Origin of the sequence: Myxococcus sp. CA033 (assembly GCF_013336625.1) — a bacterium.
Lineage (GTDB): Bacteria > Myxococcota > Myxococcia > Myxococcales > Myxococcaceae > Myxococcus > Myxococcus llanfairpwllgwyngyllgogerychwyrndrobwllllantysiliogogogochensis.
In genome coordinates this window covers 899,423-922,167 of sequence record NZ_JABUMU010000001.1, presented here as the reverse complement: position 1 = coordinate 922,167, position 22,745 = coordinate 899,423, and the positions used below count along the sequence as shown (strand labels likewise).

Below are 22,745 nucleotides of genomic sequence, written 5' to 3'. Positions count from 1 at the left end.
CGGAGTCGCCCGTCAGGGCTTCTCCGTCTCCGTGGATGCGTCCTGGTAGGTGTCGCCCTGGAAGCGCATCGTCACGCGCTTCGTCGTGGGCGCATCGAGCGTGCCGCCCTTTTCCCGGTGCACCACGTCGCGCCAGCCCTGGGTGCGGGTGTCCAGCGGCTTGAGCTCCAGCGTGTACTCGGGGCCCCAGACGGGGGCGTACCGGTCTCCGCTGCAGTGGACGTAGAGGGCCTGCACGGTGGCGCCATCGCTCCCGGCGTCCGTGGGGAAGACGACGTAGAGGTCCTGCTGGCCACGGCCGTCCAGGTCCACTTCCGCTGCTCGCAGGGCCTTCCCATGGCCAGGGTCCGGCTCCACCTGAAGGGCAGGGCGCGTGCCCTTGCCCACCGTGGTGATGCGGAAGGTCTCATCGCGTGCGCAGGGACCCGATGCGGACGCCGTGGGAGCGGGGCTGCCTGCGCCTGGGGCTGTCGCGGGCGGTGTCGTGGACGCGGGGCTCGGGTCGCCTCCCGTGCCCTGTGCCGTCGTGGCCCCTGTGCCTGGGTTGCCTCCCGTGCCCGGAGCCGTCGTGTTGCCAGTGCTCGCGTTGCCTTTCGTGCCAGTGGCCGGCGTGACCCCGGAGTTCGAGCTTCCGCCCGTGCCCTGCGCCGTCGTGGAGGGGGATGCACTCGTGCCTGGCGCATGGCCCGTGCCGCCAGTTCCCTGACCCATCACCGGAGAATCCGCACGGGAGGGCGGAGGGGCTTCACCACTTCGAGCCTGGGACGAGGGGGACGCCGAGGCGGTGCGGAGCGACCCCTCGGTGCAGGCGGACGCAAGGCATGCTGCGGTAGCGGCGAGCAGGACGTGGCGCATGGCCGTGAAGTGTACCGCTCCCTCCCGTGCGTGTGCAGGCGCGCGCGCCCCATCCCCTTGCCGAGCGCCTCGCGGGCAAGCCCTCCCGCGCCACAGGACAGGTCTCCTTGTGCGGCGGCCTACATCCCGGGCGAGGCCGAGACTGTCAGCGACCGGACTTGAGCCGCGCCACCGTCCACCGCGCCACGGCTTCACGGAGCACGTCCGCCGCCGAGGCCCCCGGACGCGCCTGGGCGCTCAGGTCCACCACCGTGTGGAACAAGTCCAACTCCAGTCCCTCATCGCGCTGCACCGAGCCTGCGAACAGCTCCACCGGCGTGCCGTGCTCTCGCGCCAGTCGCGCCAGCCCACCAGGCCCCTTGCCCAGGGACGTCTGCCGGTCGAAGCGGCCCTCGCCCGTGAGCACCACCTCCGCGAGCAACACGCGCCGCTCCAGTCCCAGAGCGCGCGAAACCAGCTCATACCCGGGCACCAGTCGCGCACCCGCGAGCGCCGTCAGTCCGAACCCGAAGCCGCCCGCGGCACCCGCACCGGGCCAGCCCGCCGCCGTGTCGCCCACCACGCGCGCGAAGTGCGCCAGCGCCGCTTCCAGCGCCTCGACCACCTCCGCGTCCGCGCCCTTCTGCGGACTGAACAGGTGCGCGGCGCCATCTGCCCCGAGCAGCGGCGACGTGACATCCGTGGCACCCATCAGCTCCACCTGTCCGAGCCGGGGATGACGCTCCGTCGCCTCCACCCGAGCCAGCGCCGCCAGCGCGCCTCCACCCGGCGGCAGCGGGTTGCCGTGCACGTCCAGGAAGCGATAGCCCAATGCCGTCAACGCGCCCGTGCCGCCGTCTGTCGTGGCGCTGCCACCCAGGCCGACGATGAGCCGCTCGCAGCCCGCGTCCAGCGCGGCGCGCATCAGCTCGCCCGTGCCATACGTGGAGGCCCGTCGCGCGTTGCTCGGAGTGGGCTCCATCCGCGTCAGCCCGGACGCCGCCGCCATCTCCACCACCGCGGTGCGGCCATCCTCCAGCAAGGCCCAGTGGGCCTCCACCTGCTGACCCAACGGACCATGCACATGGCACACGCGGCGCTCGCCCCGCGTGCCCGACAGCAGCGCGTCCACCGTGCCAGGTCCACCGTCGGCGAGCGGGGCGACATCCAGCACCACCTCGGGCGAGATTTCCCGCACGCCCTTGGCCATGGCCTCGGCGGCTTCCGCGGCCGTGAGGGTGCCCTTGAACTCCTGAGGTGCCACGAGCCAGCGAGGAGAAATCACGGCAGCGACTCCCGACTTTTCATCGGGTGGCTTCGATGACCTGTCGCTCCCTGCATCCGACTTCTCCGCAAGCCCACGCCTCCGCATCCGATTGACGCTGCAATCATTGCCCCGTCAGCGGACGAGTTCACCCTGATACATGCTCCCCTGTTATCAAAACTCCCGAATTGCAACGTTGCCTTGACTCCAAGAGCCGGATTCATCGCAGACCGGGTGCGGGCGCGGTACAGACAGACCCGTCAGGGTGTCTGTCGCGACGCCGCCGAGGCGATTGCCTCCGCGTGCCATTCGAGCAGGGGACGCGGCGCTTTCAGCGTGGCATCCCGGCTCTGGGACACGCGCTCCAGGCGCTCGAGCAGCACGCCCACGGTCTCCGCGGGTTGGCGTGCGGGGCCGCGAATGCGCTCGCAGAAGAACGTGCGGCAGCCGAACGGACGGTCCGCGTACACGGTGCAGCGCTTGCCCGCCGCATCCAGGTAGGGGCACCCGCCGTCCGCGCGGGGTGGGGGCAGGGGACGGCCCTTCGTCAGGAGTTCCCACTCGGGCAGCCACAGCCAGGGCTGGCGGCCCGTCGTGGCCAGCTGGCAGCACTCGCCGCTGGCGGAACACGAGAAGGGGACGTAGGCGGCGTCCGCTTGACGGTAGATGGTGCGCACTTCCTTCAGTGCGCGCTCCTTCTCGCGAGTGCCCCCTGGCGCGCGCGAGTCCTCGTCTTCATCCCAGTCCCGGGTCCGCATGGTCAGCGCCGTTGTCTCATGCCACCGGAGCGCGGGTCGATGCGGGGGGCCTCACAGGGCGCGCAGCACGTAACACTTCAGGTAGCGGGTTTCCCGCAGGTTGAGCAGCACGGGGTGGTCCTTGCCGGCGCCACGTCGCTCGATGATCTGCATGCGGCGGCGCGCATCCGCGGCGGCGGAGGCGAGCATGTCCTCGAACGCCTGCTCGTCCACGTGGTACGTGCAGCTCGCGGTGATGAGGATGCCGCCGGGCCGCAACAGCTGCATGGCGCGGAGGTTGATTTCCTTGTAGCCGCGCACCGCGGCGGCGATGGCGTCCTTGTTCTTCGCGAAGGACGGCGGGTCCAGGACGATGGTGTCGAACTTGCGACCCTCGTCCACGGCGTCGCGCAGGAAGTCGAAGGCGTTGGCCACCACGACGTTCAGGTTGGAGAGCTTGTTGGCGGCGGCGTTGTCGCGCAGTTGGGCGGCCGCCAGCTCCGAAATCTCCACCGCCGTGACGCTCTGGGCGCGCGTGGCGAGCTGGAGGGCGAAGCCTCCCACATACGAGAAGCAGTCCAGCGCCTCGCCATGGGCGTACTGCGCGGCGACGACGTGGTTCTCCCGCTGGTCCAGGAACGCGCCCGTCTTCTGGCCCTCGAGCAGGTCCGCGCGCACGCGCACCAGGCCCTCGTCGAAGGAGACGGGGCCGGGCGCCTCGCCGCGCAGCATGCCCTTCTCCGGCGTCAGGCCCTCCAGGTGGCGCACGCTCACGTCCGAGCGGTTGACGATGCCCTTCGGCTGGAACTGCTCCTGCAGCAGGTCCGCGATGAGCGCCTTGCGCTGCTCCACGGCGGGCACCAGGAACTGGACGCTGAGGTAGTCGCCGTAGCGGTCCACCACGAGGCCCGGAATCCCGTCCGCCTCGCCGTGCATCAGCCGGTACGTCGTCTCGCCCGGGAGCGCGCGGGTGCGCAGGGCCTGCGCGGCCAGCAGGCGCTGACGGAAGAAGTCGTCGTCCACGGCCACGTCGTCGAAGCTGAGCCAGCGCAGCGAAATCTTCGACTGGCGCGAATAGAACGCCTTGCCGATGAACCAGCCGCGCCCGTCCACCACGCGCACCACCTCGCCGCCGACGAGGCCCGGGTCACCGTTGAGGTCCGCGCGATAAATCCACGGGTGCCCCGCCTGCCAGCGGTCCACGCCCCGGCGCACCAGGGAGACCTGGGGCAGCCCGTCCGGGCCAATCTCGGGGGAAGTCCGGTCCGGGGCGACCTTTTCGGGACGGTGGTGGGGGCGGCCACGGCCCGAACCGTGAGGCGGGGAGGAGGGCCTGCCACCGCGATGGGGGCCAGAAGGGGGCTTGGATGAGGTGGGCATGGCGATTCGCGGCGTATACTCGCAACCCGCGTGAGATACGAGTTGCTCCTACAGACGATGACGCCGGGCATGCCCTACGAGGCGGCGCGGGTGGATGGCCTCCTCTCGCAGAAGCGGGTGACCGTCCGTCCGGACGGCAACCGCCTCTGGCATTTCCAGCACGGCGACGTGGAGGTGGGAGTGCTGCGCGAAGGGGGCCGGGTGGTGGCCACCGAGCTGCGAATCCCCCTCGCCGAGCGCTCGGACCTGGTGCGCGAGGTGGTGGCCGAGGCCGCCCAACTGGCCTCCAAGGCTGGCGCCCGGCTCGTGGACCCCCAATTGGGCCGCTCCCTGGTGGCTTCCGACGAGGGCGTGGTCGCGGACCAGTACATGCGCACGGTGCGCTACGCGGGCGGCGCCTCCGGGATGTCGTCCGAGACGATGGGCGCCTCTTCCTCGTACACGCCGCTGACGACGGAAGGGCCCAGGGGCTTCCAGCCGGGCGCGAAGTTCTTCCTCATCGCCATTGGCGCCTTCTTCTTCCTGTACCTGCTCGTGGACTCGATGCTGTCGGGCCTCGGCGGGCGTTAGGTCCTCCGGGCGGGCATGAAGGCGCCTGCTTGCCCGCAGGGTTGTCCGGCACGAGGGAGCGCTCGGCGTTAGGTTGTGGGCGTGTTCAAGTACTTCCTGCTCGCGCTCATCGTTCCCTTCGTGGAGCTGTACCTCCTGGTCGTCATTGGCCGTGAGGTGGGATTCCTGCCGACGCTCGGCGTGGTGTTGCTGACGGGTGTGGTGGGCTCGTGGCTCGCCCGTCGCGAGGGCGGCAGGGTGATGCGCCGCTGGCGAGACGCCCTGGCCCGGGGGCAGGTCCCCGAGGAGGGGTTGTTCAGCGGCGCGCTGGTCATGCTCGGCGGCGTGCTGCTGGTGATTCCCGGTGTCCTCACCGATGTGGTGGGACTGTCGCTGCTCTTGCCGCCCGTGCGGAGGTTCGTGACGGCGCGCCTTCGCCGTGCCGTGGAGCGACGCATGCGCGACGGCTCGCTGCGCGTCACCACCCTCGGAGGCGTGGGCTTTCCGGGGCCATTCTCGGGCGAGCCTTCCCCCCGCGCTCCGTTCCCCGAGTCGTGGACGGACGACGCGGCGAGCCCGTCCGCGCGAATGCGCTCCGGGGCTTCGCGGTCCGAAGTCGACGCGGAGTTCACCGAGGACGAGCCGCGACACTGAGCCGCGCGGCTCGGGGCCTCAGCCTCGCGGACTCATCCGGGCGCTGCTGAGGTTGGCCTTCAGCGTGGTGGAGCCCGAGCGCCAGGGGCGGGCCTGGTCCGTCAGCCAGCGGCCAAGCCGGGCCACACCCGCGCAGACCAGCAGCAGGCCGAGTCCCACGCCCAACGCGGCGGGAATCCCCAGCGTGGGGCCCACGCGGCTGGCGAGTCCCGCGATGTCCGCCCAGCCGTACACCACCGGCAGGTGCAGGACATAGAGCCACAGTGACAGCCTGCCCAGGGGCGCCAGCAGCCCACTGAGTCGAACGGGGGCCAGGTTCACCACCCCCAGCACCATGAGCCCCTGGCCCACGCGGTAGGCCACCATCCACGCGCTCGCGGGGCCCCAGTCGGCCACCGTGAGCTGGGTGAGCCCGAGCACCCCCGAGCCCAGCGCCAGCAGCGCCAGGCCCTGGGGCCAGCCCGGCTTCAACAGATGAAGCGCATAGGCGGCGAAGGCCCCCGCGAAGAAGAAGCCCGCCCAGGGGAAGAAAGGGAAGCGGCTGCCCTCGCCACTGCCCAGGAACTGTTGGACCGGCGCGGGCAGCCCCACGCCCAGCCGCCACATCGTCGCGCTCGCCAGCGGGACGGCCACGGCCAGGGTGAACAGGACGAGCGGACGGCCTCCTCGCGCGGGCACGAGCGCGAGCAGCACGGAGCCCACGAGCAGCGCGAAGCCGATGCATTGGAGCGCATCGAAGGCGAAGACGCGCGACAGCATCGCGTCCGACCAGCCCATGTCATGCACCGCCGGCCAGCCGGGCCAGTGCAGGACGTAGCCGAGGAACAACAGCAACAGCGACCGACGGACGCGACGACCGAGCGAGTCGCGCGCGGCATTGGGCTTGGTTCCCAGCGCCGCGACCACGGCCCATCCACTCACGAGGAGGAAGAGGGGCGCGGTGATTCCGCGAAAGCTCCAGTAGTGCTGCACCCAGGGATTCAGGCGAGCTTCGGGCGAGAGCAGCGCGTCCAGCGTATGTCCCAGCACCATGGCGAGGACCGCTAGCCCGCGCGCCCCGTCGAGCCCGGGGTGCCGGTTCGATTGCTGCTGGAAGGTGAACGAGGGGCCGAGTCGTTTCACGCGACCCGGAGCATAGGACGACCCAAGGGCCGCGTCTCGAAAAGGCACGGCTGGACGCGGTCTCTGCCACGCTCCGGGCGAGCCACCTGGACGGTCCGTGGGGTGCTACATGCCTGGGCATGCGGACCCTTTCCAAGCGCCTGGTTGCCCCGCTGCTGCTGTTGTCCACCACGACTCCCGCGCGGGCCGCGTCAGGAGATGACTGGCTGGGCTCCGACAAGCCGAAGCACTTCGCGGCGTGCTTCGTCCTGGCGGGTGTGGGTTATGGCGCGGGCGCGCTTCTCTTCGAGCTGCCCGAGGCGCGCTTGTGGACGGGCGCTGGGCTCGCGCTCGGGGTCGGCGTGGGCAAGGAACTGTACGACCTGGGGCGTGGGACGCGCTTCTCGTTCAAGGACCTGGCGTGGGACGCGGCGGGGACGGCGACGGGTCTGGGCGTGGCGTGGCTGATCGACCGGCTCGTCTTCGGTCCACCGTCGAGTGCGGGCCCGGCGGCGACGCTACGACGGGATGTTCCGCTCGTCGTGCTCGTCCCCGGAGGACGTGGCGTCGGACCGGGTCGACAAGAGGTCTTCGTCGGGACGCGCGCGCGCTTCGATGAGTCGCAGCAGCTTCTCGCGCTCCATGAGCGGCTCCACCGTCATCAAGGCACTGCCTTGTCGCGCGCCTCCGCCGGTGACGAGCACGGTGACCTGTCCTCGGGGGCACTGCCGCAAGCAGCCGGTGGGCATGACCCGCACGGAGTCGGAGAGCCCTCGCTCGCTCAGCGAGCGCTGGAGCCAGCGCGGCAGCTCGATGCCACCCGACCTGGCGCCGCCGCGCATCAGGCACTTGCGACAGACGAGCACCTCGATGTCCTCGGGCGTCTCGTCCGTCTCCCCAGCGCGTTCATCCCGCATCCATCCTCCTCGTCGTCTTCGGAGCCGGGCACTTCCGCCGCGCGTCATGGCGCGGATGCGCCGCTGCGGAATGACCTGGTCCAGAGGAGGAGGTAGCCGCGCCTCCGCGGCCGCGCAGCCCGGACCCGCATGTCCGTGGAGCGAGGCGGCGAGGGGGCGACCGCTGACGGCGGGGCTGATGGACGCTGAAAGAGGGCGTGGGGTGCGTCATCAAGACGCGGGCGCCACGCGGGAGGTGGACTGGTAGCGTGCCGCCCTGTCCACGCCCCTGGAGTGCCTCATGTCGCGCAATCGGTTCCTGACGCTGCTCACGTTGACCTCGCTCGGCGCGGGTGGGCTGACGGCGTGCGAGCGGAAGCAGGAGGTCGCAGCGCCCGCGCCGGTGGTGGCGCAGGCCGCTCCGAAGCCGAAGGGCCCCAAGCCGATGACGCCCGAGCAGCTCGCGCACTTCTTCCGCCCGCTTCCTCTGGCGAAGGATGCGAAGCTCGCGCCCAAGGACACCGAGGCGCAGGTGCTGCTGGGCCGCATGCTCTTCTTCGAGCCGCGCCTGTCGAAGAACCACGACGTCTCCTGCAACACGTGCCACGGCCTGGACACCTACGGCGTGGACAACAAGGCGCTGTCGGACGGGCACAAAGGGCAGAAGGGCACGCGCAACTCGCCCACCGTCTACAACGCGGCGGGCCACATCGCGCAGTTCTGGGATGGGCGGGCGGACACGCTGGAGGCGCAGGCGTCCGGCCCCATCCTGAACCCGGTGGAGATGGCCATGCCGGACGAGCGGCGCGTGGTGGCCACGCTGTCGTCCATTCCCGAGTACGTCACGCGCTTCCGCGACGCGTTTCCCGGGGAGAAGCGGCCGGTGTCACTGACGAACGCCGCGCGCGCCATCGCCGCCTTCGAGCGGGGGCTCACCACGACCTCGCGCTTCGACCGCTTCCTCGCGGGCGAACATGCCGCGCTGACCGAACCGGAGCTGCGCGGCCTCCAGCTCTTTGTCGTCACGGGCTGCACCACGTGCCACAACGGCCCGGCGGTGGGGGGCCTGTCGTTCCAGAAGCTGGGGCTGCTGGAGGACTACCCGGGCCTGACGGACGCGGGCCGGTTCGACGCGACCAAGAACGAGGATGACCGGGGCAAGTTCCGGGTGCCCACGCTGCGTGACGTCGAGCGGACGGGACCGTACCTGCATGACGGCAGCGTGAAGGACCTGCCGACGATGGTGCGACTGATGGCGAAGCACCAGTTGGCGCGGACGCTGACGGACGGGGAGGTGGAGGACCTGGTGGCCTTCCTCACGAGCCTCACGGGGGCGCTGCCGCCCCGAGAGCGCATCGCCGCGCCGCCGCTTCCCCCCAGCACGAAGAAGACGCCCGAGGCAGATCCGTCTTGAAACGTGCTTCCCACCCCGTGCGTTGCTAAACCGCGAGCCCCATGGACCGAATGTTCTTCTACGCCCACTCAGGGCTTCGCTATCTGGTGCTGCTCGCGGGCGTGTTGGCCATCGCCTACTTCGCCTTCGGGTTCGCCACGAAGCGTCCGTTCGACAAGGGCGGACGCATCCTCGGCGCTTCCTTCGCGGGGCTGCTGCACCTCCAGGTGTTGCTCGGCATCCTCGTGCTGGTGACGCGCTTCTATTACCCGGCGCTCATCGGCCACATCGTGATGATGGTGCTGGCCGCCGTCGTCGCGCAGGTGCTCCTCTCGGTCAACCGCCGACGTCCGCAGCCCGGTTATGCGCTGCCGCTGGTGGGCGTGGGGCTCGCCTTCGTGTTCATCATCGGTGGCATCATGGCCATCGGCCGCGGCGTGTTCACCAGCACCGCGATGTGAGCCCGTGCCGCGCGGGTGGAGCGCATGGCTCCCCGCGCGGCTCTGTGTTGCTCGTCTCCGCTGGAGGGCGTGCACCGCTCCCAGCAGCGCGCAGGGCTGCTCGTCGGCCCTCCCTGCACGGAGGTGCGAGCGAGCCCTGCCGACCTCTCGTGGCGCGGACGAGGCCTCCATTGGGATGCGCGCACCCGGTCGAGGTCGAAGCTGCTCGTTGCCGGGCAGGCTCGCTTCCGTGCGTCACGGTGCTTCCTGCCGCGCGAGCCGACGGCGCATGCGCACCGGCCCGGTAGGACGCCGCCTTGGAGGCGTGGCGCGGAGCCCGAGTCCGTTCGTGCCCTGGCAAACGGTGCGTCCGCTCGCGTCACGCGGCGCAAATGCTGCGCTCCCTTCTCACGATTTCCGGTGCTCCGTGCGGCCCTGAGCCGATGAGCCCCCTGGCCTCCTGGTTGCACTGATGCCGCGTGTGCCGAGCAATGGGCTCGGCTTCCCCGTGAGGAGGGGCACGCAGCAATGCGGACACGTGTGCTGGGAGGATGGCCGCGTCAGGAGCGAACGCTCGTCCCCATCATTCCGCTCCTGGCCGTGCTGGCCGCGCCGTCCGCGCTGGCGCAGGCCTCGGGACAGGGCGCGCAGCTCTTCACCCAGCGGTGCGCGACCTGCCACTCGGTGGGCGAGGGCGACCGTATTGGTCCGGACCTGCACGGGGTGCTGGAGCGTCGCGACGAAGCCTGGCTCACCCGTTTCATCAAGAGCCCGGGCGCGCTCATCGACGCGGGAGACCCCATCGCGGGTGAGTTGCTCGCGAAGTTCAACGGCGTGCGCATGCCGGACCAGGCGTTGTCCGACGCGGAGCGTGCCAGCCTCTTCGCCTTCTTCCGCGAGTGCACGCAGAAGGGGAGGGGCGGCTGCAAGCCCTCTCCAGCGGAGAAGATGGGCACGGATGCCACGCCCGAGGAAATCGCGCGGGGCCGTCGTCTCTTCGACGGCACCGAGCCACTGACTCACGGAGGCGCCGCCTGCATCGGCTGCCATGACGTGCGTGGCCTGGGCATCGCGGGTGGCGGCACGCTGGGCCCCAACCTCACCTTCGCCTTCGCGCGCATGGGCGAGAAGGGAATGCGGCCCGCGCTCGCGAAGCTGGAGGGGCCGATGATGGGCGCGCTCTACGCGAAGGCGCCGCTCATTGAGGAGGAGCAATACGCCCTCAAGGCCTACCTCGCGGACGCCTCTCGTGATGGCAGCCGTCCGCGCGCGGACCGCGACTTCTTCTACCTGGGCGTCGTCGGGCTGGTCGCGGCGCTGGGCTTCATCGGGGTGGTCTTCACCACGCCGTCCGCGCGAGGTCACTCGTGAGCGACTCCCTCCTCTTCTCCTTCGTTCCATACGCGGCGGCGGGCATCGCGCTCGCGGGCATCATCCGCAAGCTGACGCTGCGTGAGACGCCCGCGCCGGGTTCTCCCTGGACTCCCGCCGGTCGCGCCGTGCTCGCGGGCGCCGCCATCGTCGCGTTCAACCACCTGCTGGGCCTCGCCGCGCCTCGCGCGATGCAGGCCTTCAACGCCTCGCCATCGCGGCTGTTCGCGCTGGAGTCGGTGAGCCTCATCGGCGCGCTGCTGCTGGGCTGGGGCTTGTTCTCCCTGACGCTGCGCCGGGCACGCGAGGGACAGTGGGGCGCGGCGGTCGCCCTGGGGCTGGTGTTCGCCCAGGTGCTCACGGGCGTGTACGTGGCGGTGTCGCTGCGCTGGGGCTCCGCCTGGTTCGTCCACGTGGTGGTGCCGTACCTGCGCTCGGTGCTGGCCTTCCAGCCAGACTCGACGCTGATTCGCACCGCGCCGCTCGTCTTCCAGGTCCACCTGCTCACGGGCTTTGGCCTGTTGGCGCTGGCGCCCTTCTTCCGGATGAGTCGGGTGACGGCACCGGCGCGTGCTCCCGAGCCAGTCGATCCTGGGCTGCTCGCCACGCCTCGTGAGGAGACGCCATGAGCCGCGGCTCCTTCCGTGCCCTGGGCTACGCCGGTGCGCTCGCGGCGCTGAGCCTTGGGGGATGCAGTGGCCCGGTGAACAACCAGCAGGGCCACATGCCCGCGCAGCCGGTGGCTTTCTCCCATGCCGTCCACGCGGGCCAGTACGAACTGGACTGTCAGTACTGTCACGTGGGCGCGGAGCGCAGTCGTCACGCGGGAGTGCCTTCCGCCAGCGTGTGCATGAACTGCCACACGCAGGTGAAGAAGGACTCGCCGGAGATCCAGAAGGTGGCGGCGGCGGTGGCGGCGAATGCGCCCATCGAGTGGGTGCGGGTCCACCGTCTGCCGGACCACGCCTTCTTCAACCATGCGAGCCACGTCACCGCGGGGCTGAAGTGCCAGGCGTGCCACGGCCAGGTCCAGGAGATGGTGCGCGTGGAGCAGGTGGAGCCCATGACCATGGGCTGGTGCCTGGACTGTCACCGCAAGACGTCGACGGAGTCGCTGACCGCGCCAACGCCGTCCGCACCGCGCGCGGGTGAGCTGCTGGCCCTGTCTTCCGGCACGCCTCTTCCCGAGCCGTCCAAATCCCCCCGCATCCTCCGGCCGCCCTCGGATTGCTCGGGCTGCCACCGCTGAGGACCTCTCGCCATGTCCGACACCCTTCCCAAGTACTGGCAGAGCCTGGCCGAGCAGGCCACCGACGCCGCGTGGCTCGAGCAGAAGCGCGACGAGTTCCCCGAGGAACTCCCGGTGGGCGTCGCGGACACACCACCGGACGCGAGCAGCCGCCGCGACTTCTTCAAGATGATGGGCCTGAGCGCCGCCGCGGCCATGGTGGCCTGTCAGCGCGCGCCGGTGCAGAAGCTCATCCCCTACGTGTCCCGGCCGGACGAAGTCATGCCGGGCACGGCGCTCTGGTACGCGTCCACCTGCGAGGGCTGCTCCGCGCGCTGCGGTCTGCTGCTGAAGACGCGCGACGGCCGTCCCATCAAGGTGGAGGGTAATGACGAGCACCCCGTGTCGCGCGGAGGTGTGTGCGCGGTGGGGCAGGCGTCCGTGCTCTCGCTCTATGACGCGAGCCGCGCGCGGTTTCCTTCGCGCGCCTGCAATCGCGTGTCGTGGAAGGACCTCGATACGGAGGTGAAGGCCGGGCTGCGCAAGGCGGCCGAGGAGGGCAAGTCCATCCGGCTGGTGCTGCCGTGGGTGATGGGGCCCACCGCCGAGGCGGGAGTGAAGCAATTCCTGGCCGCGCACCCGCTGGCGCGCACGGTGCGCTACGAGCCGCTGGGTGAGCTGGCCGCGATAGGTGATGCCTGGCGCCTCACGCACGGCGCGCGCGTGGTGCCCGACCATCGCTTCGACCGGGCCCAGGTCATCGCCAGCTTTGGCGCCGACTTCCTGGGCACGTGGGTGTCGCCGGTGGCCTTCACACGCCAGTACACCGAGGCGCGCGACGCCGCCGGGCGAAGGTCGATGGCGCGGCACTACCAGATTGAGCCGGTGATGACGCTCACCGGAGCCGCCGCCGACCGTCGTTTCGTGGTGGCACCCTCCGAGGTGACGCTCGTCCTGGGCGACGTGGTTCGCCGGCTCGCGGCGAAGGCGGGGCGTTCCGTCCCGGGTTTGAAGGAACTGCCGGCCTCGCGACTGGAGGAGGCCGCGCTGGACGAGCTTGCCGCCGCCCTGTGGTCGCACCGCACGGAGTCGCTGGTGGTGTGCGGCGGTGACGAAGTGGCGTCGCAGGTGCTGGCCGCGACGGCGAACGTGTTGCTCGGCAATGAAGGCACCACGGTGCTTCCGACGGAGGGCGTGGCGCTGGACGAGCAGGCCCTGTCCTACGGCGAGCTGTTGACCGAGCTGGGCGCGGGGAGCGTGGGCGCGGTGCTCTTCCTCGGCGTCAATCCCGCGCATGCGGACCCACGAGGAGACGCCTTGGGCGCGCTGTTGAAGAGCGTGCCGCTCACCGTGGCGCTCAATGACCGGCTGGATGAGACGGCGCTCCTGACGAAGCTGCATGCCCCGGCCTCCACGCCGCTGGAGTCGTGGGGTGACGCGGAGCCTCGTCGAGGTGTGCTCTCCCTGCGTCAGCCCGCGGTGGCACCGCTGCATGACACCCGGGACGCCGTGGAGTCGCTGTTGAAGTGGGCGGACGCCCCCGTGTCCCATCATGACTTCCTGCGGGCTCGTTGGGAGGTGGAGGTCTTCCCACACGCCACGCAGGCGGGGCCGTCCTTCGGTGCCTTCTGGGACGACGCGGTCCGCCGAGGTGTCGTGACCCTTCCCCTGGCACCGATGGTGCCTCAGTCCTTCCGCGAGGACGCGCTACCGAAGGTGCTGGCCTCGGTGGCCCGTCCGTCCGTGGAGTGGGAGCTGGTGCTGTTCCCCTCGGTGGCGCTGCGCGACGGCGCGCTCGCGAACAACGCCTGGCTCCACGAGGTTCCGGACCCCATCACCAAGGCGACCTGGGGCAACCCCGCGCTCATCGCGCCCTCACGGGCGAAGGAGCTGGGCCTGCGCGACGGCGATGTGGTGCAGGTGCGCGTGGGCGGCGAGTCGCTGTCCCTGCCCGTGCTGGTGCAGGCGGGGACGCACCCGTCCGCGCTCGGCATCGCGGTGGGCTACGGCCGGACGCGGGCAGGGCGCATCGGCGACGGCGTGGGCACGAATGTCTTCCCGCTGGCGGCGGTGGTGGACGGGCGCGTGCGGCGCTCGGTGCCGGGGGCGACGGTGGTGGGGACGGGGGAGCGGCAGAAGCTGGCGCTCACGCAGACCCACTCGAGCCTGGAGGGACGGCCGCACGTGCGCGAGGCGGAGCTGGCCGCGTTCCTGGCGAATCCGCGCGCGGGCAACGAGGAGCACGGCGGGCATGGTGGCAACGGCGCCCATCCGCTCTCCATCTGGTCCGGCCATGAGTACAAGGGCCACCGGTGGGCGCTGACGGTGGACCTGAGTGCGTGCACGGGCTGCTCGGCGTGCGTGGTGTCGTGCCAGGCGGAGAACAACATCCCCAGCGTGGGGCGCGAGGAGGTGCTGCGGCAGCGCGAGATGCACTGGATGCGCATCGACCGGTACTACCAGGGCGACGAGGCGAACCCCCAGGTGGTGCATCAGCCGATGATGTGCCAGCACTGCGAGAACGCGCCGTGCGAGACGGTGTGCCCGGTGCTCGCGACGGTGCACTCCAGCGAGGGGCTCAACCAGCAGGTCTACAACCGCTGCGTGGGCACGCGCTACTGCGCGAACAACTGCCCCACCAAGGTCCGCCGCTTCAACTGGTTCGACTATCCGCACGACGAGCCGCTGGAGCGGATGGTGCTCAACCCGGACGTGGTGGTGCGCAGCCGGGGCGTCATGGAGAAGTGCTCGCTCTGCGTGCAGCGCGTCCAGGAGGGCAAGGCGGAGGCTGTTCGCGAGGGCCGGGCGCTGAAGGACGGCGACATCCAGACGGCCTGTCAGCAGAGCTGCCCCGCGAAGGCCATCCACTTCGGGGACGTGAATGACCCGAACAGCCGCGTGGCGAAGCTGGCGAAGGACGGGCGCGCGTTCCGGCTGCTGGAGGAGCTGAACATCGGGCCGTCCATCACCTACCTCACGAAGATCCGGAACACCGGGTCGGGAAGCGGAACATGAGCCAACAGCACCTGTCCCCGCTGCGCGTGCCGCTGGTTACAGAGCCGCGCACCCTGGGCCAGCTCACCGAGGAGATCTGCGCACCCATGGAGCGCGCGCCCACGTGGAAGTGGTGGGCGGCGTTCGCGACAGCGGTGTCCGTGCTGGGCACGGGCGCGGGAATCGTCGCGTACCAGGTGGGCACCGGCATTGGCGTGTGGGGGTTGAACAAGACCATCGGCTGGGCGTTCGACATCACCAACTTCGTGTTCTGGGTGGGCATTGGCCACGCGGGCACGCTCATCTCCGCCATCCTCTTCCTCTTCCGGCAGAAGTGGCGCACCAGCATCAACCGCGCGGCGGAGGCGATGACGCTGTTCGCCGTCATGTGCGCGGCGCTCTTCCCCGTCATCCACATGGGCCGGCCGTGGCTGGCCTTCTGGGTGCTGCCCTACCCGAATACTCGCGGCAGCCTGTGGGTGAACTTCCGCTCGCCGCTGTTGTGGGACGTGTTCGCCATCTCCACGTACTTCACCGTGTCGGCGGTGTTCTGGTACGTGGGCCTGATTCCGGACCTGGCCACGGTGCGTGACAGGTTGAAGGCGGGCGTGAAGAAGGCCGTCTTCAAGGTGCTGTCGCTGGGATGGACGGGCTCGCACCGAACGTGGAGCCGCTACGAGACGGTGTACCTGCTGCTCGCGGGGCTGGCGACGCCGCTGGTGCTCAGCGTGCACACCATCGTCTCGATGGACTTCGCCACGTCGGTGATTCCCGGCTGGCACACCACCATCTTCCCGCCGTACTTCGTGGCAGGAGCGGTGTTCAGCGGCTTCGCGATGGTGCTGACGTTGATGATCATCACCCGCGTGGTGCTGGGCTACGAGCACCTGATTACGCTGCGCCACCTGGAGAACATGACGAAGGTCATCATCGTCACCGGTGGCCTCGTCTCGCTGGCGTATGCGACGGAGTTCTTCATCGCCTGGTATTCGGGCAATCCGTACGAGCGCTTCGCGTTCATGAACCGCGCGTTCGGCCCCTACGCGTGGGCGTATTGGATCATGGTGGCGTGCAACGTGGTGTCGCCGCACCTGTTCTGGTTCAAGAAGATTCGCACGTCGCCCGCGGCCATCTTCGCGCTGTCGTTGGTCATCAACGTGGGCATGTGGTTCGAGCGGTTCGTCATCATTGTCACCAGCCTGCACCGCGACTTCCTGCCCAGCAGTTGGTCCATGTACACGCCGACGATGGTGGAGGTGGGGACCTTCATCGGGACGTTCGGCCTCTTCTTCACCCTGTTCCTGCTCTTCGTGCGCGTGCTGCCCATCATCTCCATCGGCGAGGTGAAGAGTGTCCTGGGCTTCGCCAGGAGCCCTCACGAGCACGCCGAGGCGCATCCCCCGACGCATGCCCCCGCGAGGGACGTGTCGCCGGAGCCCGCGTCGCCCCGACTCAACCCGCCGCTGGCCATCGCCACCCGGAAGGACGTCCCCGTATGAGCGCCCCGGTCCTCATCGGCTATTTCGAGCATGAGGCGCAGGTCCTCGAAGCCACCCGCGCTGTGCGAGAGGCGGGCCATGACCTGCGCGACGTGTACACGCCCTACGCGGTGCACGGCCTGGATGATGCGATGGGGCTCAAGCCTGGTCGGCTCACCTGGGTGTGCTTTGGCGCGGGGCTCCTGGGCTGCACGCTGGCCCTGTCACTTCAGATCTACACCAGCGTGGTGAGCTGGCCGCTCAACGTGGGAGGCAAGCCGTTCAACTCGTTCCCGGCCTTTATCCCCGTGACGTTCGAGCTGACGGTGTTGTTCGCCGCGCTGAGCACGGTGGCGGCGTTCCTGGTGAGGGCCCGGCTGTTTCCGGGGAACAAGCGCCAGACATTGCCCAGGGTGACGGATGACCGGTTCGCCATTGTCATCGCGCCGCGCCAGTCCCCGGAGTCGCTGGAGGCGGCCGAGGACCTGCTGCGCCGGCATGGCGCGGTGGCCACGGACTTGAGGGAGGTGGCGCCGTGAGGAAGACCTGGGTGGGACTGGCGGCGCTGGGGCTGGCCGTCGGTGGCTGTGAGCAGGACGAGACGCGGCCGAACTTCGAGTACGCGCCGGACATGGTGGCCTCGGTGCCGTACGACAGCTTCGCGCCCAACCCGAACACGGGGGACGGCAAGACGCTGCTGACTCCGGCGAAGGGCACCGTGCCGCGAGGCCACCTCCCGTTGCACCTGCTCGCCGGACCTGACGCGGCCGAGCGGGCCGGGAGCGAGCTGCGCAATCCGTATCCTTCGTCGCCCGAGGTGGTGGCGCGCGGCCAGACGGCATTCCTGCGCTACTGCTCGCCATGCCATGGGGCCGGAGGGTTGGGGGATGGTCCGGTGACGGCGCGCTTCCCAATGCCGCCCTCGTTGCTGGCGGAGCACGCGGTGGGACTTCCCGATGGACGCATCTTCCACATCATCACCCATGGGCAGGGATTGATGCCGGCCCACGGCTCGCAGGTGGCGCCGGAGGACCGGTGGAAGCTGGTCCACTACCTCCGCACGCTCCAGAACCCCGCGCGCACGGCGCGCAAGGAGACGCCATGAGCGCCCCTATCGATGCAGTCGCCACCGAGTCGCGGGGTGGCTTCGCGGTCTCGCCCGTCTTCCACCGCGCGGCGCAGGTGGCGGCGGGGGCGGGGCTGGGAGTGCTCGTGCTGGGGTTGGTGCAGGCTCCGGAGCGCGCGCTGTCGAGTCTGCTCACCAGCGGCTTCTACTTCCTGTGCCTGGGGTTGGGCGGCGCGGTGTTCCTCGCGCTGATGTACGTGGCGAACGCGGGGTGGTTCACCGTCTTCAAGCGCATTCCCGAGGCGTTCGCTTCCTACGTGCCCTGGGGCGCGGTGACGATGCTGGCGCTGCTGCCGTTCGTCACGAAGCTGTATCCGTGGGCGAGGCCGGGGGTGATGGAGACGGACCACCTGCTGCATGAGAAGGCGGCCTTCCTCAACGTTCCCTTCTTCGCGATTCGGATGGGGGTGATGTTGGCGGTGTGGGTGGGCTTCACGTGGATGTTGCGGCGCAACTCGCTGCGACAGGACGTGGAGCATGGCGAGCCGTTGACCCGGAAGAACGTGACGGTGTCGGCGGTGTTCCTGGTGCTCTTCTCGCTGACCTTCTGCCTGGCGGCGTTCGACTGGCTGATGAGCCTGGAGCCGCACTGGTTCAGCACCATCTACGCGCTCTACAACGTGGCGGGGCTCTTGAGCTCCAGCGTGTGTGCAATCACCGTGGTGGCGGTGCTGCTGCACCGGGCGGGGGCGCTACCTCGGCTCAACTCCAGTCATTTGCATGACCTGGGCAAGCTGATGTTCGGCTTCGCGACGCTGTGGGCCTACCTCTGGTTCTCGCAGTTCATGCTCATCTGGTACGCGAACATTCCGGAGGAGACGGTCTACTTCATCGCGCGGATGCACGGCGGATGGGAGGTGCCGTTCTATGTGAATGTGGTGTTGAACTGGGCGCTGCCGTTCGTGTTGTTGTTGCCGCGTCCCGCGAAGATGAACCCGACGCACTTGCTACGAGTGGCGGGAGTGCTGCTGGTGGGGCGCTGGTTGGATTTGCAGTTGATGGTGGCGCCCGCGCACCAGCCGGAGGGGCTGACGGTGGGGGTGTATGAGCTGGCGGGGTTGGTGGGGGTGGGGGCGCTGTTCACGCTGGCGGTGACTCGGGCGGTGAGGACGTCGCCGATGTTGCCGGTGGGAGACCCGTACCTGGTGGAGAGCCTGCACCACCACACCTGACGCACGACCCGAGAGAATCAAGTCCGTGGTTGCTGACCCTTTCGGGTCGCGATTCAACGCTCCTGGGCCGAGCCAGTCAGCGAGTACCCCTTGGTCCGGAATCCCGTACCGAAGCGGCCGACGAGCCTGTCCATGTGTTCGGGCGAAACAGGTGACGTGACGACCCCTGTCAGACGCGGCATGCCCTTCGCGCTCACGAGCGCGGCGATGACAGCATCCAGATCGGTTCCCGCGACCTCCTCATCCTGACTCATGACCGTTGCGTCGAAGTCGAGGTGTAGCTCGGTGAGGTTGGGCAAGTCGGCGCGGCCGAGGCTGTCCGCGGTCGTGTGGTTGACCTCCAGCCGGAGCTCGCGCAGGCGCGGCAGGCGCCGAGCGACGAGACCTTGCTGCGACGCCGTGAGATCGTTGCTCAGGGTCAGAGACTCGAGTGCGGCGAGAAGCGGAGACCGTCCAAACCCGGTGAGGGTCGTACTCGAAAGATGGCAGCTCCGTAGGTGCAGGTGGCGCAGAGCGGTCAGGTAGGGAGACGCGATGAGGGACGCGAGCTCGTCATCCTCGACTGCCCAGAGAACGAGGTGCTCGACGGTCGTCATGCGTGCCGAGCCGGCGACCACCGCGGCGGCTCCCGGGACGTCGCCCAGACTGAGATGCGCGACGGCCAGGCGCGGCGACGTCATGAGCGCCGAGAAGCCGGGGCCAGGCAAGGCCGAGTCGCCGGCATCGTCGAAGCCGAGACAGCCCTCGAGATCGAGCCCTCGAAGGCGAGACAGGCTCGAGGCTCGGGCCAGGGCGTGGCAGCCCTCTTCGCCGATCTCGGAACGTGCGAGGTCCAACCAGGCCAACGCGGGCAGGTCGAACAGACGACTCAGCCCCGCCGGGCCGATGCCGACGCGGGGGAGCGTGAGGCTCTCCAGACGCTCGAGACCGGCAGCCGCGAGGAGGTCGGCCAGATCATCACCCACGGGGATGTCACCATCCTGGGCGTCGGGCATCGCGAGGCCGAAGCGGCGCAAGTGGGTCATCTTGCGCCGAGCCAGCGGCTCGTATGCCTCGACCGTGTGGAGCCCGGCGGCCAGCTCGAGTTCGTCCAGGTGATGCAGGAGCGGTGACGCAAGCACCTCGGCTACCCCCGTGACACCGAGCCAGTCGCAGTCGAGGCGCAGCTCAGAGATGTCCCGTAGCCGAGAACACCGAGTGAAGGCGGGCATCAGGTCCTCGGACCCGAAACGCTCGTTGAGCCAACCGCGATGGATGTCGATCCAGGACTCGGCGACCTCCCTCTTGATGCCGCGAGCCATGCGTCCAGCCAGGACTTCGTCGAGTCGAACGAGCCCTACCACGGATAGACGCGACTCGACGGAGACGTCATCGCGGATCAGCTGCCGCGCGGTGAGCTCAAGGGGCCAGGGCCGTTGGAGCATGGTCGGAAAAGTATTGCCGAATCTGGCGTGGCGGCAAATGGTGATCGCGTGGTCGCGCGACGGCCAGCGAGCGAACGGCGTGACCGCCGATGGCCCTTGCACTCCGACTCTCTTCCGTGACCCGCAAGAGCGTGCCCGGTGGGGTGGTGCACAAGCTCCCTGTAGACCTGCGTGAGGCGCTGATCGCGAGCCCCACGGCGCTTGCAGTGCCGTACACAGACGCATTCAAGGCGCAGATGGTGAAGCGGATGGTGGGCCCGAGCGCGGTGAGTGCCGCGACACTGGCCCGGCATGTGGGAGTGTCCCAACCGACGTTGTCGAGAGTGGTTGCGGGCGGCGGATGGGGGAGGGGGGAGGGGTCTAGACCGGAGAGGGGAATCATCGGAGGCCCGCAGGGCGCACACGCGCAACGAGGGACGGGCCCGTCCCGTCCCGGGCGGCGCCATCCCCGGAGCCCCTTGCGTTCACGCAGGGCGCGAGCCCTCGCACGGGAAACGCGGGAGGGCTCGTACGGCCCCTCGGCAAGTGCCGCGGCCCCCACGTGGAGCAGAAGCGTCAGGTGGCCTCGTCCGCCTCCTCGACGTCCTCTTCCTCGCCATCGTCGGCGACGACGGACGACGCCTCGGCCGACACCTTGTCCATCGCACGCTCGACGAGCGCCAGCAGCGCCTTCCTGCGGGCGGCATAGAACGCGTCGAACGAGTCGGTCCGCAGGAGCGCCGGCTGGATGACATGACTCGCGAGGATGTCGTCCATCTTGGTTTCGGCCAACTGGACCTGGGAATGGTCCTGGATCTGCGCCAAGTACAGCGACGGTGCCTTGCCGCCAATCATCCTGTTCGCCTTGTAGGAGATGGCCGTCTTGTTGACGATGGCATTGAAGACGCGAGGAGCGATGCCACGGTCCTCGCACCACTTCTTCGGGAAGATGTGGTGGATGTCGAGCTTCGCCTCGTCGCGGTCGAGGTCGACCATGCGCGTCTTCCAGAAGAAGTCGCGGGCGCCTTCACGTTGGAGCAGCACGTAGAGCCCACGGTACGCGGCGCTCGTACGTGAGCGAAGCGTGTCGAGGCGGTTCGGGTTGAACCCGGCGGCCTGCACGGTGGCCGGCTCTTGCGTCGAGGACCCGTCGATCCACGTGAGGAGCTGCTGCACGTCGAGCGCGATGCGGGTCTCGACCGCGCCGCCGTAGAGCTCGCCGAAGACGCCACACCAAAACCACCGCGCGAGCTTCGATTTAATCTGCGGCTCGAGCCAGCGCTCCCCGAGGTGCGCGAGCACCGCGGCGAGGGGCGTGAGCTGCGTCCGGTATGGGAGGAACTTTGGGTGATGGAATCCCTCGCTCCGCAAGAAGCGGTCGGCCTGCTCGAAGCCCTGGGTCAACGGCTCTGCCCACTTCTTGAACACGGTGAGCGGCATCTCGAGCACGTGCTCACGCTTCGCGGTGACGCTGGTGACCTCCTTCCCGGAGCGCCCCGCAGCGAGGTCCTGCTTGCGCCGCTCCAGCGAGTAGAGCAGCGACAACCCCTGCAGGAAGTCCGTCGGCTGGAGGTCGCGGAGCAGCGGCCTCTTGCTGAGCCGTGCTTGACGACCCCCCTTGCCACGAGGCCCGAACCAGTCATCACGCAGGTTGAAGCCATCGGCGGCCCATGTCGCCGTGATGAGCTCGAAGACCGTGAGCGGCACGCCCCCCGTGTTCACCTTCTCGAAGACGAGGCAGACGGCTTCCTTCGAGGTGGCCTTCGTCAAGCTGATAACCGGCAGCATGTAACGGCGGAACGGGTCGAGCACCTTCTCGCGGAACTCCATGAACCGCATGAACTTGTCGCGGTCCGCCTGGACGAGCGCGTACTCCCACTTGCTCGAATCGAGAATCTGGCTGCACGGGAAGTGGAACGTCTCGATCTCCTTCTCGCGCGTGCTGAGGTCGAGCACCACCTTGCGCCCGAAGTCCTCGCGCAGCGTGCGCTGCTCGTCGACGGCCTTGATTGCATCCGCGAGGGAGTCGGGCCCCTGGAGCGCATTCTCGATGTCGAAGTAGTAGTGAAGCCGAAGCTCCCGCTTCTTCGCGTCGCGCGTCACCACGGGCTTGTCGAACTTCAGCACCTGCGTGAGTGACGTGAGGCGCTGCTGACCATCGAGGAGCAGCTGCTCGGTGAGGGCGGAAGAATTCGGTGGCAGGTCGACGCCCTCGACCGGGCGCACCTGGAAGCGTGTCTCGCCACCGGTCTCGAGAAGCATGACCGCGCCTATGGGGAACGAGCGCGCGATGCTGACCAGCAGGGAGCGTATGTGCTCATCGTCCCAGACCCATCCACGCTGGAAATCGGGCAATTGCAGCTTGCCCTCCACAACCCTCGAGAGCAGCACGCTGAGCTGGGTCTTGGTCGAGTCGAATGTAGACATAGGCACCGGGTGCGGACGATTCCGCCGAGAGGCTTCGAGGATAGCCCACGGTGTGACGCAGGGACACTGACCGGCCCCCAGTGCCCCTACCGGGGAGGCGTGGACTGTGATTGATGGGCACCATTACGGCACTTACAATTCGCGACCATGGGGTCGCCAGCACCCACCACACGTACGGTGAGCGTCAAGGTAGTTGTGTGATGCCTGGAGGAACTCATGGACCCGTAGGGTGAAAGTCCCGAGGCGGCAGCAGGTCAAGGCCGCATAGCTGGGGTGGCGCCGACAGGGGAGACCCCTG

20 protein-coding genes are annotated in these 22,745 nt (G+C 69.2%); 13 read left to right on the top strand and 7 right to left on the bottom strand.

The annotated features are described in order from the left end of the window. Positions 1-12: 12 nt before the first annotated feature. From HUA78_RS03570 to HUA78_RS03555, 4 genes are all read right to left on the bottom strand, one after another. On the bottom strand, positions 13-711 hold the full coding sequence (locus tag HUA78_RS03570) for a hypothetical protein (protein ID WP_174475669.1): 699 nt from the start codon (positions 709-711) through the stop codon (positions 13-15). Positions 712-1,000: 289 nt separating this feature from the next. After that, positions 1,001-2,119, bottom strand: a complete 1,119-nt coding sequence (locus HUA78_RS03565; protein ID WP_141645487.1) for a glycerate kinase — start codon at positions 2,117-2,119, stop codon at positions 1,001-1,003. Positions 2,120-2,358: 239 nt separating this feature from the next. Beyond that, on the bottom strand, positions 2,359-2,856 hold the full coding sequence (locus HUA78_RS03560; protein WP_141645486.1) for a YkgJ family cysteine cluster protein: 498 nt from the start codon (positions 2,854-2,856) through the stop codon (positions 2,359-2,361). A gap of 51 nt (positions 2,857-2,907) precedes the next feature. Continuing rightward, positions 2,908-4,215, bottom strand: coding sequence for a class I SAM-dependent rRNA methyltransferase (locus HUA78_RS03555; protein ID WP_174461468.1), 1,308 nt, complete (start codon positions 4,213-4,215; stop codon positions 2,908-2,910). 30 nt (positions 4,216-4,245) lie between these two features. Between HUA78_RS03555 and HUA78_RS03550 the strand changes: the two genes are divergently transcribed. Both HUA78_RS03550 and HUA78_RS03545 read left to right on the top strand, forming a co-directional pair. Continuing rightward, a complete protein-coding gene (locus HUA78_RS03550) occupies positions 4,246-4,785 on the top strand; it encodes a hypothetical protein (RefSeq protein WP_141648065.1) in 540 nt (179 codons plus the stop codon). Positions 4,786-4,866: 81 nt separating this feature from the next. Continuing rightward, positions 4,867-5,418 carry an FxsA family protein gene (locus HUA78_RS03545; RefSeq protein ID WP_141648064.1) on the top strand — a complete coding sequence of 184 codons (552 nt, stop codon included), beginning with the start codon at positions 4,867-4,869 and terminating at the stop codon, positions 5,416-5,418. Between the two features lie 18 nt (positions 5,419-5,436). Here the strand turns inward: HUA78_RS03545 and HUA78_RS03540 are convergent, their stop codons facing one another. After that, entirely contained in the window at positions 5,437-6,540 is a 1,104-nt protein-coding gene (locus tag HUA78_RS03540) for an acyltransferase (RefSeq protein WP_371745484.1), read from the bottom strand. Positions 6,541-6,659: 119 nt separating this feature from the next. On the opposite strand from HUA78_RS03540, the gene HUA78_RS45885 reads away from it, so the two are divergent. From HUA78_RS45885 to HUA78_RS03485, 11 genes are all read left to right on the top strand, one after another. Next, a complete protein-coding gene (locus HUA78_RS45885) occupies positions 6,660-7,532 on the top strand; it encodes a YfiM family protein (protein ID WP_217442328.1) in 873 nt (290 codons plus the stop codon). 184 nt (positions 7,533-7,716) lie between these two features. Beyond that, complete coding sequence (locus HUA78_RS03530; protein ID WP_174475667.1) at positions 7,717-8,829, top strand: cytochrome-c peroxidase; 1,113 nt, start codon at positions 7,717-7,719, stop codon at positions 8,827-8,829. 41 nt (positions 8,830-8,870) lie between these two features. After that, positions 8,871-9,269, top strand: a complete 399-nt coding sequence (locus tag HUA78_RS03525) for a hypothetical protein (protein ID WP_174467918.1) — start codon at positions 8,871-8,873, stop codon at positions 9,267-9,269. A 507-nt stretch (positions 9,270-9,776) separates the two neighbouring features. Further along, the gene (locus HUA78_RS03520) at positions 9,777-10,619 is read left to right on the top strand and encodes a c-type cytochrome (RefSeq protein WP_174475666.1); all 843 of its coding nucleotides are present in this window, start codon (positions 9,777-9,779) and stop codon (positions 10,617-10,619) included. Next, positions 10,616-11,248, top strand: coding sequence for a respiratory nitrate reductase subunit gamma (locus HUA78_RS03515; protein ID WP_174475665.1), 633 nt, complete (start codon positions 10,616-10,618; stop codon positions 11,246-11,248). The genes HUA78_RS03520 and HUA78_RS03515 overlap by 4 nt, the downstream gene beginning before the upstream one ends. After that, a complete protein-coding gene (locus tag HUA78_RS03510; protein WP_174475664.1) occupies positions 11,245-11,868 on the top strand; it encodes a cytochrome c3 family protein in 624 nt (207 codons plus the stop codon). Before HUA78_RS03515 ends, HUA78_RS03510 begins: the two co-directional genes overlap by 4 nt. A gap of 12 nt (positions 11,869-11,880) precedes the next feature. After that, positions 11,881-14,862 carry a TAT-variant-translocated molybdopterin oxidoreductase gene (locus HUA78_RS03505; protein ID WP_174475663.1) on the top strand — a complete coding sequence of 994 codons (2,982 nt, stop codon included), beginning with the start codon at positions 11,881-11,883 and terminating at the stop codon, positions 14,860-14,862. Next, a complete protein-coding gene (nrfD, locus tag HUA78_RS03500; protein ID WP_174475662.1) occupies positions 14,859-16,340 on the top strand; it encodes an NrfD/PsrC family molybdoenzyme membrane anchor subunit in 1,482 nt (493 codons plus the stop codon). Before HUA78_RS03505 ends, nrfD begins: the two co-directional genes overlap by 4 nt. Further along, the gene (locus HUA78_RS03495) at positions 16,337-16,858 is read left to right on the top strand and encodes a DUF3341 domain-containing protein (RefSeq protein WP_174475661.1); all 522 of its coding nucleotides are present in this window, start codon (positions 16,337-16,339) and stop codon (positions 16,856-16,858) included. The genes nrfD and HUA78_RS03495 overlap by 4 nt, the downstream gene beginning before the upstream one ends. Beyond that, positions 16,855-17,424: a cytochrome c gene (locus HUA78_RS03490; RefSeq protein ID WP_174453171.1), complete on the top strand. Its 570-nt coding sequence runs from the start codon at positions 16,855-16,857 to the stop codon at positions 17,422-17,424. The genes HUA78_RS03495 and HUA78_RS03490 overlap by 4 nt, the downstream gene beginning before the upstream one ends. Next, complete coding sequence (locus tag HUA78_RS03485) at positions 17,421-18,617, top strand: hypothetical protein (RefSeq protein WP_174475660.1); 1,197 nt, start codon at positions 17,421-17,423, stop codon at positions 18,615-18,617. The genes HUA78_RS03490 and HUA78_RS03485 overlap by 4 nt, the downstream gene beginning before the upstream one ends. A 53-nt stretch (positions 18,618-18,670) precedes the next feature. Here the strand turns inward: HUA78_RS03485 and HUA78_RS03480 are convergent, their stop codons facing one another. Both HUA78_RS03480 and HUA78_RS03475 read right to left on the bottom strand, forming a co-directional pair. Next, the gene (locus HUA78_RS03480) at positions 18,671-20,143 is read right to left on the bottom strand and encodes a hypothetical protein (protein ID WP_174475659.1); all 1,473 of its coding nucleotides are present in this window, start codon (positions 20,141-20,143) and stop codon (positions 18,671-18,673) included. Positions 20,144-20,596: 453 nt separating this feature from the next. Continuing rightward, complete coding sequence (locus HUA78_RS03475; RefSeq protein WP_174475658.1) at positions 20,597-22,447, bottom strand: DUF262 domain-containing protein; 1,851 nt, start codon at positions 22,445-22,447, stop codon at positions 20,597-20,599. Between the last annotated feature and the right edge of the window lie 298 nt (positions 22,448-22,745).